The organism is Cyanobacterium stanieri LEGE 03274 (genome assembly GCF_015207825.1).
Lineage (GTDB): Bacteria > Cyanobacteriota > Cyanobacteriia > Cyanobacteriales > Cyanobacteriaceae > Cyanobacterium > Cyanobacterium stanieri_B.
In genome coordinates this window covers 68729-82383 of record NZ_JADEWC010000001.1, presented here as the reverse complement: position 1 = coordinate 82383, position 13655 = coordinate 68729, and the positions used below count along the sequence as shown (strand labels likewise).

Here is a 13655-nt window from a genome sequence, read left to right as displayed (position 1 = left end):
TAAAATGTATGGCGAAGTTATCGGTTGAGTTGGAGCGCTATTTTTTGCTTGAGGAAAGGGGGGATATTATTTTTTTTGATGATATTCTTCTTTTGGCGGGCGATCGCATTTTTGGCTTTCTGTTACTGATTTTGTCTTTACCTTCGGCGTTGCCGATTCCTGCCCCAGGTTATTCTATCCCTTTTGGCATACTTATTCTTTTATTGGCGATTCAGTTTATGATTGGTTATCAAATACCTTGGTTACCTAATCGCTTTAAGAGGGGTAAAATGAAAACGGTTATGGCTAAAGGTTTTGTGGAAAAGGGTTTACCCTGGCTCAAACGCTTGGAAACTATCACTAAACCCCGTTTAACTTCTGTTTGTAATAGCCATATTGGTAAAATTGTTCTAGGCGGTGCGATCGCCCTTATGGCCATTTCCATGATGATTCCCATCCCCGGCACCAATACCGCCCCTGCGGTGGGTATTTTCATCACGGCTTTTGGTTTACAGGAGGATGATGGTTTTATCTGTCTTTTGGGTTTGATTGTTTGTATTGTCGCTGGATGTTTATCTGCGTCTATTATATTCGGTGCAATCGTTGGAAGTTCTTCCCTTTGGCAGTTTATCAATAAATAGCAACCTTTATTGTTACTTTTTACCTTAATCAAATTGGAAATAATACATGAGATGATAAACAAAGTCAGGGGATAAAGATAATCTTTGCTGTAAGTGGGGTAAATTACGATATTTGCCCTCCTCCTCTCTATTTTTGATAATTTTAGAGGCCATGTCATGATCAAGGTTTGGGATGGCTTCTAGTTGCTCTAGGGTGGCTGTATTGGGGTTTATTTTTGGAGGTGCATGGAAGCTATTTTGGTCATAATAAGAAAAGTTAAGAATGGGTTTCCAAAAAGCAATCTTGGTTACGGAAATGCCTAGGGTGGCGGCTAAATCTTCTATACAAAGGATTTGAATGCCCGAATTATTCATCTCTACGAGGGTACGAGCTTGGGTAATAGAAATCCCCGGAAGCCTTAACCAATCATCGACACAGGCTTGATTTACGTCTATAGAAATACCTAGTTTTGCCCCTACTCTAATTTCAGACAGATTTTGGAAACGATAATAGGGATTTTGTTCTATTTTACGGGCGATCGCCCTTTCTCGCCAGTCTAGTTTAATCATTATTTTGTTGCAAATTATTACAAAATCGTGCCACAGTGTCTATATTAGGGCAAATTAAATAGTAATTTAGCTTAATTTTATCAATTTCCATTGTAAAAAAGGAGTTTTTTATGCCTATTTCTGATACTCAAGTTTTCGTTGCTTTAGCCATTGCTTTAGTACCTGCTATTCTTGCTTTCCGCTTATCCACTGAATTATATAAATAATTCCTAATCCCCTCTTTAGTCTTTTCTGACAAGGGGGGAAATCCATCTTGTTTGCAACTTTATAAATTTACATTGTAATCAAACCCTAATCATTTAATTTTTTTCTTTCTAAACTTAAATTGTGTTCTAATTGTTGTAATTCTTCTCGACGAGTTTCCATTTCTAACTTAATTCTGGTTAAATCTTGACTTTCTAAAGTTAATTCCTGTCTCCATTGCTCAATTCTTACTTGTTCATTTACAAAGAAATCTGAACATTTTTCCCCTTCATTTGTCACAAAATCTCTAATTATATTCAATACCCAATCCTTGGCATCCCGATAGCGAATTATTTCCCTTTTTTCATTAATATCTAATAATAATAATAATCCTTGACAAGATTCAATTTCATCGGGCAGTGATAAATATTCCTCGTTGCAAAAAGTCCATTGATTACTTGATTCCTCCATGGCTAGTAGATGTAGTTCTAATTTTTGAGAAATATTGTTTTCGACTACTTGAGCTAAATATAACATTTTGAGAACAACTATTTTTTGGAGTAAACAGAAAAGGAAAAGTATTTTAAATAATTTATAAAAATTTATAGTAATCCTAAATTAATTTTTAATAAAAAGTTTCTGATTAAATCTATTAACTACTTACTAACAAATTACTACTAATTTTAGTTATATTTATCCCATGGAAGCTGATTATAAAAAGTTCAATAACTACTTATTATATTAAAAATGAGTCATAAATTATCTCATAGCCCCATTAAATAAACATATATAACAGTAACTGATAAAGGATATTTAATCCCCTATCAAGTAATAATCATTATTCTTACCACTAAAATTAGCTATTTAGAATTACTATAAAAATTTTCCTCCTTATTTATAATAATCACCCCCTCAAATGGTAGCCCCAAAAAACTATAACTACTGGAGTAAAGTTAATCTATTTTGTAAAATTTGTAATTGAGTTTTAGCTTCATCCAAATTATCTTGGGCTGTTTGAATAATTTCAGGGGGGGCTTTTTGGGTAAAATTAGGATTCTTTAAACGCCCCTCAAGGGATTTTACTTCCCCTTCGATTTTACTCATTTTTTTAGTTAATTTGGCGGTTAACTTATCTACATCGATAACACCTTCTAGGGGAATTAATACTTGAATTGTACCAACCACCGAGGCGATCGCCCTTGGCACTTCTTGAGTTAAACTATCTATGATAGAGAGATTCTCCACCTTAGCCAACTCCTCAATGTAGTTACGAGTATTTTTCAAAATTCGTCTTTCTTCCTCACTATCAGACTGAAGAATAACAGACACTTGGGCGCTAGGTTTAATTTCCGCCTCCGCCCGTAAATTACGAATGGCGCGAATAGTTTCAAAGAGTAAAGTAAAACTGGTTTCTAAATCCTCAGAAATTAAACTATCAATTACCATCGGGGTAACACTTTCTCCATGGCTAGACTGTAAAGAAGCAGTGACATTTTTTGAACCAAAAATCTCTTGTTTTAAACCAGTCAAACGTTTAATGGTTTCTTGTCTAGTTTGTGCAAAGACTAGATTACGATAGATAAACCAACCAGAATAACTTAAACCCACTAACCTCAACACAGGGGCAAGAAGGGGAAACTCATAGATAGCATTGGAAACCGATACCACCAACTGCAAAACAACCAAAGTTAAAAATATAACTAACAATAAAGTTAAAGGTTGCTTGTATCTTTTAATAATAGAACTAAATTGGTCAGGCAATTGATCCAACAAACCAATTAATTGATTACCCACTTTAACAATGGTAGGGTTATCACTGGAAAACTGACTAGAATCACTCAAATCAATAATCAATTCTTCCATATCACTATTATTCGTCACCGCTACCACCGAGGAGAAAGTTAATAACTCATCAACCACAGGATAAGATTGTAAGGCGAGACTACCTTCTTCTGTTTGGGTGAGGGTATGCCAAATTTCTTCGGTAATGTGGGGCATGAAAGGATGTAATAATTTTAAGATACCTTCTAGCACATAGGCAAGGGTTTGTTGGGCAACGATACGGGAAGGGGAATCGGCATCTTGTCTGAGGCGAGTTTTCACTAACTCGATATACCAGTCGCAAAAGTCACCCCAAATAAATTCATATAATCCTTTAGCCGCTTCCCCTAAGCCATAATTTTCTAAATATTCATCGGTTTGTTTGATAACTTGGTTAAAACGAGAGAGAATCCATCTATCACTCATTTCCAACTGAGTTAGGGAAGGATAACCCAAGTCTTGGGGAGTTTTACCATCCAAATTCATTAACACAAATCGGGCTGCATTCCAAAGTTTGTTGGCGAAGTTGCGGGATGCTTCCACGGATTCCGATTCATCGCTTTTACGGTTATATTGTAAGCTAATGTCTTGCCCTGCCCCTGCCACTTCACGGATGAGGGTATAACGAAGGGCATCGGTGCCATACTTATCACTTAATAATAAAGGATCGATGCCATTATTGGCGGATTTAGACATTTTTTTGCCGTTTTCATCCCTTACCAAACCATGGATATAAACATCCTTAAAAGGTATTTGCCCAGTAAAATGTTTTGACATCATCGTCATCCGCGCTACCCAGAAAAAGATAATATCAAACCCTGTTACCATGGTAGCATTGGGATAATAGGTGGCTAAGTCGATGGTTTTTTCTGGCCAACCCATGGTAGAAAATGGCCATAATCCTGAGGAAAACCATGTATCGAGTACATCTGGATCTTGCTCAATTATAGCATCTTCCCCGTAAAGGGCGATCGCCTTTAGCTGGGCTTCATCCTCGTTATGGGCAACCACAAAGGGAGTATCATCACTAATTTCCCCATTACTTTCACTTACCACATACCAAGCGGGGATTTGATGCCCCCACCACAACTGACGGGAAATACACCAATCCTCAATTTTTACCAACCAATCACGATATACCTTTTCCCATCTCTCAGGCACAAAGAAAGGGGATTTATCCTCATCTAATTCCTTGAGGGCATCTTGGGCAAGGGGTTTAATTTTTACATACCATTGGGTAGATAACAAAGGCTCAACGGGTACTTTACCGCGATCGCTATAGGGTACACTATGAGTGTAGGCTTCTACTTTTACTAAGCATCCTGCCTCATCAATAGCCTTAACCACATTTTTTCTGGCTTCAAATCTATCTTGCCCCTGAAACTCACCCCCATTTTCATTAATTGAGCCATCTTTGTTAAGAATAGTTATAAAAGGGAGATCATGACGTTTCCCCATGGCAAAATCATTAGGGTCATGGGCTGGTGTAACTTTAACACATCCTGTACCAAAAGTGGGATCTACATATTCATCGGCAATTATGGGAATTTCGCGCCCCACAAGAGGTAAGGTGAGGGTTTTACCGATAATGTCTTGGTAACGTCCATCATTGGGGTTAACGGCTACCGCCGTATCTCCTAACATGGTTTCAGGGCGAGTGGTAGCCACTTCCACAAAACCACTGCCATCGGTGAGGGGATAACGAAAATGCCAAAGACTGCCATTAACTTCTTTATTTTCCACCTCTAAATCTGATACCGCTGATTGAGATTCAGGGCACCAATTCACCATGTATTTACCACGGTAAATCAAGCCTTCTTCGTAGAGTTTCACAAAGGCGGTTTTGACGGAATCAGATAATTTTTCATCGAGGGTAAATCTTTGACGACTCCAATCGGCAGACAAACCCATTCTTTTGAGTTGATTATAAATCGCGCCCCCAGATTTTTCGCGCCACGCCCAAGCCATTTGTAAAAATTTTTCTCTACCTAAATCGTCTCTGGTTTTTCCTTTGGCTTTGAGTTGTTTTTCAATAATCGTCTGTACCGCAATACTAGCATGATCGGTGCCTGGGAGACAAAGGGTATTTTTGCCTTTCATGCGATGATAGCGAACAAGGGTATCAATCAATGAGGTATTAAAAGCATGGCCCATGTGTAGTTTTCCCGTCACATTAGGAGGGGGAATTACGATGGCATAGGGTTGCCCTTTTTTGTCGGGGTTTGCTTTGAAGGTTTGATTTTCTTCCCAATATTTTTGCCATTTTGCTTCTGTTTGTTGGGCTTCATACTGGGGGGGAAGGTTTATTTCTGTGCCACTCATTGATTTATTTCTCTTTGCTAGGTGCGATCGCACTTACTGATTAATCTTTTCTCTTTGTGTTGATTTTGCCATATCTTGAACACAAAAACAATGGGCAATGAGCAACAGGCAATGGGTAACGGGTTAAGTATTTTCTTTTGCCCAATGATATTTTTTTAACAAGGGGTTTAAACCCCTTGCTTTTAGAAGTATTTATTCATTTCCTTCTTTTTACATTATCAGAAGGGCTAGAAGTCAGGGAAAAATTAAGCCACCGCAGAAATCGCCTCAGAAAGAGGTTGCCAACGAAAATAACGCTCTCCCCCTAATTCCAATACCACTTTAATTTTAGGTTCAATTTTACTCAAATTGGCTAAATATTCTTTCTCCTGACGGGATAACACAAACCCTTCAATAATCCATAAAACCAACCCTTTTGATTTAGGAGGTAAATTTTCCACCTGAGACAGTGCTATGGGTGGTACAAAATAAGTAGGCCCCACTGCGCCTTCTTGCCCAATATTTTTCTTACCTAAATGGGCTGGGCGCACCCCATGGACACCCATTAAATAAGCACTTAAATCTCCCAATCCCCTAGCCGAAATACTAATACTATGATAACCATTGGTGCGTAATCTTCTTTGATAACGTCCTTCAAAACCTCCTTCTAGGGGAGCATACACCGCCAAGGCTCCTGTTTTTTCTAAGTCACGAATAAAGGTTTTTCCTGTAGTTAATAAAGGCATAATTTTTTGAGCAATTTTTAATAATTTCTTTTTTTCGCTAATCTGATTATAATAGGCTCTGTCTCCGTTTGCTCATCGTTTTCATCATTAACCAATTCCTAGCCATGTTATTGTTGATACTAGGACAATCTTTTCCCCTTTGTTTATGAGTATTTCCCCTTCTTCTGACAATTCATCTTTTAATGACTCTATCTCTAAATTTTTCCGTAAACTTCTCGCCATGGTGGCGGATTTACGGTTAGCCATTGTATTGCTATTGGCGATCGCACTTTTTAGCATTTCAGGCACTGTCATCGAGCAAAATCAAGGGTTATCCTACTACCAAGAAAACTATCCAGAGAATCCCGCATTATGGGGTTTTTTCACATGGAAATTATTACTAAATTTGGGTTTTGATCATGTTTACACGACATGGTGGTATGTGTCTATATTAGTGCTTTTTGGTACTAGCCTAATTGCCTGTACATTTCGCCGTCAACTACCAGCGTTAAAGGCAGCTCAAATATGGAAATATTACCGTCAACCAAGGGAGTTTAATAAACTAGCTCTTAGTGCAGAATTATCTGTAAATGGTTTAGCAGAAATCAAAGAAAGTTTAACTAAAAAAGGATATAAAATTCATCAAGATAATGATAGTTTATACGCTCAAAAAGGAATTATCGGTAGAGTAGGACCTATTATCGTCCATATAGGCATGATAGTAATTTTATTGGGGGCAATTTGGGGAGCATTTACAGGATTTTTTGCCCAAGAAATGATTGCCGAAGGAGAAACTTTCACCATCAAAAATTTTATCGAAGCAGGAGCATTAACAAACCTCAAAAAACCTCAAGATTTTTCAGTAAAAGTAAAGGATTTTAGAATTGATTATAGCCCCCAAGGAGCAGTAGATCAATTTTATTCTGACCTTTCAATTATTGATCAAGAGGGCAAAGAATTAGACAAAAAAACTATCTTTGTCAATCAACCCCTAAGATATAAAGGAGTTACTTTTTATCAAACCAGTTGGAGCATTTCTGGAGTAAAAGTACAATTAAATAATAGTCCTATTTTCCAACTACCCATGGCGGAATTAGATACCAAAGGAAAAGGGCGCATCTGGGGTACATGGATACCCACTAACCCTGATATGAGCAATGGAGTATCTCTCATTACCAAAGACTTACAAGGTACAATGTTCATTTATGATATGTCAGGACAATTAGTTGGCGCTACTCGCCCGGGCATGCCTGTGGAGGTAAATGGCGTTAATCTCAAGGTTTTGGACTTAATTGGCTCTACGGGTTTACAAATAAAAGCTGATCCTGGAGTACCTATAGTTTACCTTGGTTTTGCTCTTTTGATGGTGGGAGTAGTTATGAGTTATGTTTCTTTCTCTCAGGTATGGGTATTGGAAAAGGACGATTCTACTTTCATTGGGGGGAAAACTAATCGCGCCCAAGTGACTTTTGAGCGAGAAATTTTTACTATGATTGATTCTTTGTAACTAGGGTGTGCTAAAAGTGACGTCGTGAAGGTGGGGAATAGGGAACGGGGAATGGTAATAATATGGGATATTTATTGTAATTTAATAATATTTCATACCATGATTAAGCAACGCCGTATATTTTTTGATATTTGCAATGTGCCTTAACTCTTAAGAATTAACGTGTACGATCTATAAAAGCACACCTTAATAATTTTTCAGGTTGTTTAGGTGGGTACTAAGAAAATTTAGACAGAATTAGCCACCATAACTGTAATATTATTAAAAATAACATAGTTTTTTGAACCGAGAACAAAAAAAATAATCGTCAAGGAGGAAAAATAATTGTCTAAGAATATTCGAGTAGCAATTTTAGGTGCAACTGGGGCGGTTGGCACAGAAATTATCAACCTATTAATTGAGCGTAATTTTCCCCTCTCTAATTTAAAACTTCTAGCTTCTAGCCGTTCAGCTGGAAAAACAATCTCCTTTAAAAATCAATCTTTAACCATCGAAGAAGTAACGGAAAATTCCTTTGATGATGTGGATATTGTCTTGGCCTCTGCGGGTGGTTCAACCTCTAAAAAATGGGCAAGGGCGATCGTTGAAGCAGGAGCGGTGATGATTGATAATTCCAGCGCTTTTCGCATGGATGACAATGTACCTTTGGTGGTACCCGAAATTAATCCCCAAGATGCCCAAAACCATCAAGGAATTATTGCCAATCCTAACTGCACCACTATTCTAATGGGGGTTGCCATTTATCCTTTACATAAAATTCAACCCATTAAACGTATTATAGTTTCTACCTATCAGTCTGCTAGTGGGGCAGGGGCAAGGGCAATGGAGGAAGTAAAAAATCAAGCCCAAGCCATTCTCAATGGTGAAACCCCTAACCCTGAAATATTACCCTATCCCCTCGCTTTTAATTTATTCCCCCATAATTCCCCTATCCTCGAGAATCACTATTGTGAGGAGGAGATGAAGATGGTTAATGAAACCAGAAAGATTTTTGGAGATAACAGTATTCGTATTAGTGCCACCTGTATTCGTGTGCCTGTGTTACGAGCGCACTCGGAGGCCATTAACTTAGAATTTGAACAACCTTTTGCGGTGGATGAAGCGAAAAAACTGCTCAATCAAGCCGAAGGGGTAACAGTAGTTGATGATTGGGCAAACAATTATTTTCCCATGCCCATAGACGCCACTGGAAAAGATGATGTCTTAGTGGGCAGAATTCGTCAAGATATATCTAGTGATAATAATATCGAATTATGGTTATGTGGTGACCAAATTCGTAAAGGGGCTGCCCTAAATGCGGTGCAAATTGCCGAATTACTAATTGAAAAGCAGTGGCTGGGTAAATAATTCACACCTTTAAAAAGCTAAAAATGTTATTCCTAACTCTAATTAACATATAGTTTTTATCAACTTCTTAACCTGACACCTGATACCCGATACCTTTTTTACAAGACTCTAAATTTTATTCCGAACTCAGGTTAACTATAGTCTATGATTTATTCCGTAGAGTATAATTATTGTCTTTCATAAAGATAAAGTTGGCTAATAGTAACAATTCTGAGAAAATAATCAAAGAACAAAATATTTATGTCAATTTAAATACGATGATGAAAAAATTACGTCCTATTCTTTCCCTTATCTTAGTCTTAGTGACTACATTGTTGGTAAGCTGTAGTAGCCCTAGCAAGGCAAAAATTCCCACGGTTTACACCCCTGAAAAAATTGAACAATTACAGATATATCGCGCCCCCATTGCCGAGGCCAGGGAAAAAATGACTACCCTTGAAGAATTTATTAAAAAGGAAAATTGGGTCGATACCAGAACCTTTATTCATGGACCTTTAGGAAGCCTCAGACAGTCTATGGCTAATGCTTCTAGTCGTTTACTTCAAAAAGATCAAAAATCCGCTCAGAACCTAGCTAGAGAGTTATTCAGTCATTTTGAAAGAATTGACGCGGCTGCAAAGGAAAAAAATTATAGTGCCGCCCAAGCTCAATATTTTGAAGCTATTAAGGATTTTGATGCTTATCTTGATATGATTCCCACTAATAGTTAATCTGTTTAGGTTAGTTAATGGGCAATAGTGGTTAGTGTTAGGTATTTTTTACTATTTTTTTGAGTTTGGAGAGTGGGGCAATATTAATGGTTAAGTTTCCTTTAGCTTTGGCGGTAGCAACGGCAAAAGTTATTACTGGCACTGTGCGTTTACTGGGGTTAGGGGCAGCTAGTGTGTTGCCTGGGGCAATTGCTAGGCGTTTTCACCCTCGTTTGTTGGCTGTTTTATCGAAGCAGATTAAGCAAGGGGTAATTTTGGTGGTTGGTACTAATGGGAAGACAACTACTTCTCTTTTGTTAAAGGAAATTTTGGAAAATGCTGGTTATCGGGTGATTCATAATTCTACGGGGGCTAATTTAATTAATGGTTTGGTTACTTGCTTGATTGATAATAGTAGTCTTTGGGGCAAAATTGATGCTGATTATGCCATACTTGAAGTTGATGAAAATGTTTTACCTTTAGTATTGGCACAGTGTAATCCTAGTCATATTTTAGCTTTAAATTTATTCCGAGATCAATTAGATCGTTATGGGGAAGTTGATACCATTAGTTATCGTTGGCAAGGGGCGATCGCACCTTTATCCCAAGCCACTACAATTGTCATAAATGGAGACGATCCCACCCTCTGTTATTTAGGTCAAAATATTGATAAAAAAGTATTGTTTTTTGGCTTAAATGAAAAAGATTTATACTTAGAAGAAATTCCTCACGCTGTAGATTCTATTTACTGTCCAAAATGTGGTCATCCTCTTGACTATCAAGGGGTTTATCTGTCTCACCTTGGGGATTATAACTGTCCTAAATGTGATTTTACAAAAAGTAAATTAGACGTTAATAGTCAAGAATGGCAACAAATTTTAATAGGTGTTTATAATAAATATAATACCCTTGCTGCAGGATTATTAGCTCAATCTATTGGTGTCGAAAAACAAATCATAAATCAAACAATAACTAACTTTAAAGCGGCTTTTGGTAGAGCAGAAGAATTAACAATTAATAACAAAAATATTCGCATTCTTTTATCTAAAAATCCCGTGGGCATGAATGAAACCATTCGGGCTGTTAATGATCTTAAAAAAATTAATCCCCATTGTACCACTATGATGATTTTAAACGATCGCACCCCAGATGGTACAGATGTATCATGGATATGGGACGTAGATATGGAAAAATTAGTTGCCTCAGGAGGAAATATTGTTGTCAGTGGAGATAGGGTTTATGACATGGCATTAAGGTTAAAATATAGTCTCGACACCACCGAAAACAACTTAAACTTAATCATCAAAGAAAATTTACCTCAAGCCATTGAGGAGGCTTTAAAAATTACTCCAGAAAATCAAACTCTATATATTATTCCGACCTATTCTGCTATGTTAGAAGTTAGAAAAATCTTAGTAGGCCGAAGTATCTTATAACTCCATAATTACATGGTGAGTAAATCATAACAAAATTCTCTTTTGATAACCCATAAATTGATTACCTGGTTATTTAATTTGTAGCTGATGACAAATAATTTGTTAATGCACAAAAAAATAGCTACTTATTAAAGTAGCTACTTCTTGGATGGGGGTGGAGAGACTTGAACTCTCACGACCGATAAAGGTCAACGGATTTTAAGTCCGCAGCGTCTACCATTCCGCCACACCCCCTAGACTTTAGGGTTTGTTTGTGAATTGCTCACAGATAACTATTATAGCAATCGCTTAAAAAAAATGCAAGGTGGATATCAAAATAAATTTAACAGGTGTGGTTATCCTTCAACTCTCAACACCGTAAGAGTAGATATAATAAAGTTTAGGAAGTTTTGGACGTTAGTAAATATTGCCTTGGGTAATCAGGAGTTATGGCAAAAAATTATTTCGTACTCAATAATTATCGAGATTTAGATAAAGTTTATCAGGATGTGATGTTATGGTTTAAGGGTAAACAATATCAAGTGGAGGGAGTTTTAAAAAGTGGTGTTTATATTGTTCAAGCCAAAAAAACCGATGGCATTCGTACTATATTAGGAACTAACATCGCTTTTAAAGTCAAGATTTATCCCTCTCAAGATAATGGAAAAGAATTCATTATCGAAACCTCGAGGGGAAAATGGATTCAAAATATAGCAGGGGCTAGTTTAGGGGCAATTTTTACGGGAGGTTTAACCTACTTAACGGGAATTGCTGGGGCGAGTTGGAGTTTTGTTTTGGAAAATGAATTAATTAGTTATCTGGAAAGAAATTCTCAGTTAACAAGGGTACAACCAATGGAAAATAAAACTCAGGAATCTGAGGTATGGTATTCCGATAAACCAAATGATTCTTCACATTATAAAACTTCTGAGCAAAAAGAAATTATTGATAACTTAGAAGCGGAGATAGCTAGATTAGAGGATGCTTTTGCTAATGACATTTTAACGGAGGGAGAATTTAATCAAAAAAAATCTATTTTAGAAAAGCAAATTGATGATTATGAAGTTAACTGCATCATTGAGAATAAAATAAAACAGCTACAAGAAGCCTTTGCCCAAGGTATTTTGAATCAAGAAGAATACTCATCAAAATTAGAGCAAATGGACGCACAAACAAGGGAGCAAATTCTGAGAGAAAGATATGCTGAACGTAATCGAATTAAAATGATTAAATTAAAAGAGGCTTTAAATAGTGGTATTCTTACTCAAGCAGAATATGATCAAAAAATTGCTTCTCTTTAAAAGATTATGAATTTTATTTTTTTTCTAGTTATTTTTATTGTATTATTAGAAATATTTTTGAGAATAAAATGGGGTTTTGGTAATCCTTTAATTTATATTAAAGATCCTGAAATTGGATACTTAATAGCACCAAATCAGGTTACTAGGCGCAATGGTAATTTGATTAAAATAAATAGTTATTCTATGCGTTATGATGAGATAAAAAAACAGAAAGAAAAAAATACTTTTCGCATAATATTATTGGGTGATTCTATTGTTAACGGTGGTTGGTGGACTGATCAAAAAGAGACTCTTTCTAGTTTATTAGAGCAAAAAATTATTAATAATCAATCTTCCTTAAATCAAGTAGAAGTTTTAAATATTTCTGCAAATTCCTGGGGCGCTCGTAACGAGTTAGCATATTTACAAAAGTACGGAAGTTTTTCGGGAAATATTTTAATTTTGGTATTAAATACCGACGATTTATTTAGCTTTGCTCCTTCTAGTATTCAAGTAGGAAAAGCTCTTAATTATCCTGATAAAAAACCCTTATTGGCCTTAGAAGAATTTTTTAAAAAAGTTTTACCTTTACCCATTCATCCTGATTTAAGGAATATCCCGAAAGAAACAGGAGATGTGGTTGCTATGAATTTAAAAGCAGTTAAAGATATTTATGAAATAGCAAAAAAAGATAAAATGGACTTTTTTCTAGCGTTAACTCCCTTAAAAAGAGAAGTATTCGCTCCTTTTTCTAAAGATTATGAAATCAAAGCAAGGGAAAGACTAAATTATCTTGTTAATGAATTAGAAATTACATATACTGATTTTTTACCTCTATTCAAAAGCTATTCTAATCCTGATGACTTATACCATGATCATATTCATCTTAGCCATGAAGGGAATAAGCTATTGGTAAATCATTGGCAAAAAAACATTACTTTACACTAGAATATCATTGAAAAAATAAGGCTGATTATAATCGATAATATAATAAATTAACTTGAGTTCAGGATACAATTTATAGTCTTGTAAAGGGGTAAATAATGAGTAATTAAACCATTAGTAAACTTACTCCTCATCTCCCTATCTCCCCATCACCTGCTATGGAAGTATTAATGTATAGCTAATTTCTGGCTCATCCAGCGCACCTTAATCAATTACAAGGATTTACAAAACTAAACGATCGCCCCTAAACCCAAGAAGTATAATAAGAGATAG

Annotated in this window: 12 protein-coding genes and 1 tRNA gene; 8 read left to right on the top strand and 5 right to left on the bottom strand. The window is 36.3% G+C overall.

Annotation, left to right across the window (positions count from 1 at the left end):
• The first annotated feature begins 8 nt into the window (after positions 1-8).
• Positions 9-620, top strand: a complete 612-nt coding sequence (locus tag IQ215_RS00365) for an exopolysaccharide biosynthesis protein (RefSeq protein ID WP_193799338.1) — start codon at positions 9-11, stop codon at positions 618-620.
• 24 nt (positions 621-644) lie between these two features.
• Here the strand turns inward: IQ215_RS00365 and IQ215_RS00360 are convergent, their stop codons facing one another.
• Positions 645-1169: a helix-hairpin-helix domain-containing protein gene (locus IQ215_RS00360; protein WP_193799337.1), complete on the bottom strand. Its 525-nt coding sequence runs from the start codon at positions 1167-1169 to the stop codon at positions 645-647.
• 110 nt (positions 1170-1279) lie between these two features.
• Here IQ215_RS00360 and psaM point away from each other — a divergent pair, with 110 nt between their 5' ends.
• Positions 1280-1375 carry a photosystem I reaction center subunit XII gene (gene psaM, locus IQ215_RS00355; protein ID WP_015223751.1) on the top strand — a complete coding sequence of 32 codons (96 nt, stop codon included), beginning with the start codon at positions 1280-1282 and terminating at the stop codon, positions 1373-1375.
• Positions 1376-1460: 85 nt separating this feature from the next.
• Here the strand turns inward: psaM and IQ215_RS00350 are convergent, their stop codons facing one another.
• The 3 genes from IQ215_RS00350 to IQ215_RS00340 form a co-directional block, all read right to left on the bottom strand.
• On the bottom strand, positions 1461-1889 hold the full coding sequence (locus tag IQ215_RS00350; protein ID WP_193799336.1) for a hypothetical protein: 429 nt from the start codon (positions 1887-1889) through the stop codon (positions 1461-1463).
• 402 nt (positions 1890-2291) lie between these two features.
• Positions 2292-5495, bottom strand: a complete 3204-nt coding sequence (locus IQ215_RS00345; RefSeq protein ID WP_193799335.1) for a valine--tRNA ligase — start codon at positions 5493-5495, stop codon at positions 2292-2294.
• 245 nt (positions 5496-5740) lie between these two features.
• Entirely contained in the window at positions 5741-6220 is a 480-nt protein-coding gene (locus IQ215_RS00340; RefSeq protein WP_193799334.1) for an NAD(P)H-quinone oxidoreductase subunit N, read from the bottom strand.
• Between the two features lie 145 nt (positions 6221-6365).
• Here IQ215_RS00340 and IQ215_RS00335 point away from each other — a divergent pair, with 145 nt between their 5' ends.
• From IQ215_RS00335 to IQ215_RS00320, 4 genes are all read left to right on the top strand, one after another.
• Positions 6366-7706 carry a cytochrome c biogenesis protein gene (locus IQ215_RS00335; RefSeq protein ID WP_193799333.1) on the top strand — a complete coding sequence of 447 codons (1341 nt, stop codon included), beginning with the start codon at positions 6366-6368 and terminating at the stop codon, positions 7704-7706.
• Positions 7707-8030: 324 nt separating this feature from the next.
• A complete protein-coding gene (locus IQ215_RS00330) occupies positions 8031-9053 on the top strand; it encodes an aspartate-semialdehyde dehydrogenase (RefSeq protein ID WP_193799332.1) in 1023 nt (340 codons plus the stop codon).
• Positions 9054-9313: 260 nt separating this feature from the next.
• Entirely contained in the window at positions 9314-9763 is a 450-nt protein-coding gene (gene psbQ / locus IQ215_RS00325) for a photosystem II protein PsbQ (RefSeq protein ID WP_193799457.1), read from the top strand.
• An 86-nt stretch (positions 9764-9849) separates the two neighbouring features.
• A complete protein-coding gene (locus IQ215_RS00320; RefSeq protein ID WP_193799331.1) occupies positions 9850-11178 on the top strand; it encodes a Mur ligase family protein in 1329 nt (442 codons plus the stop codon).
• 149 nt (positions 11179-11327) lie between these two features.
• Here IQ215_RS00320 and IQ215_RS00315 read toward each other — a convergent pair.
• Positions 11328-11412, bottom strand: a tRNA-Leu gene (locus IQ215_RS00315).
• Positions 11413-11606: 194 nt separating this feature from the next.
• Between IQ215_RS00315 and IQ215_RS00310 the strand changes: the two genes are divergently transcribed.
• Both IQ215_RS00310 and IQ215_RS00305 read left to right on the top strand, forming a co-directional pair.
• The gene (locus IQ215_RS00310; protein ID WP_193799330.1) at positions 11607-12458 is read left to right on the top strand and encodes an SHOCT domain-containing protein; all 852 of its coding nucleotides are present in this window, start codon (positions 11607-11609) and stop codon (positions 12456-12458) included.
• Positions 12459-12464: 6 nt separating this feature from the next.
• Positions 12465-13385, top strand: a complete 921-nt coding sequence (locus IQ215_RS00305; RefSeq protein WP_193799329.1) for an SGNH/GDSL hydrolase family protein — start codon at positions 12465-12467, stop codon at positions 13383-13385.
• The last annotated feature ends 270 nt before the right edge of the window (positions 13386-13655 follow it).

Coding starts and splice junctions, on each gene's coding strand:
- IQ215_RS00335 (WP_193799333.1), top strand. CDS start 6,366: ATGAGTATTTCCCCTTCTTCTGACAATTCATCTTTTAATGACTCTATC.
- psbQ (WP_193799457.1), top strand. CDS start 9,314: ATGAAAAAATTACGTCCTATTCTTTCCCTTATCTTAGTCTTAGTGACT.
- IQ215_RS00345 (WP_193799335.1), bottom strand. CDS start 5,495: ATGAGTGGCACAGAAATAAACCTTCCCCCCCAGTATGAAGCCCAACAA.
- IQ215_RS00365 (WP_193799338.1), top strand. CDS start 9: ATGGCGAAGTTATCGGTTGAGTTGGAGCGCTATTTTTTGCTTGAGGAA.
- IQ215_RS00310 (WP_193799330.1), top strand. CDS start 11,607: ATGGCAAAAAATTATTTCGTACTCAATAATTATCGAGATTTAGATAAA.
- IQ215_RS00340 (WP_193799334.1), bottom strand. CDS start 6,220: ATGCCTTTATTAACTACAGGAAAAACCTTTATTCGTGACTTAGAAAAA.
- IQ215_RS00360 (WP_193799337.1), bottom strand. CDS start 1,169: ATGATTAAACTAGACTGGCGAGAAAGGGCGATCGCCCGTAAAATAGAA.
- IQ215_RS00350 (WP_193799336.1), bottom strand. CDS start 1,889: ATGTTATATTTAGCTCAAGTAGTCGAAAACAATATTTCTCAAAAATTA.
- IQ215_RS00320 (WP_193799331.1), top strand. CDS start 9,850: ATGGTTAAGTTTCCTTTAGCTTTGGCGGTAGCAACGGCAAAAGTTATT.
- IQ215_RS00305 (WP_193799329.1), top strand. CDS start 12,465: ATGAATTTTATTTTTTTTCTAGTTATTTTTATTGTATTATTAGAAATA.
- psaM (WP_015223751.1), top strand. CDS start 1,280: ATGCCTATTTCTGATACTCAAGTTTTCGTTGCTTTAGCCATTGCTTTA.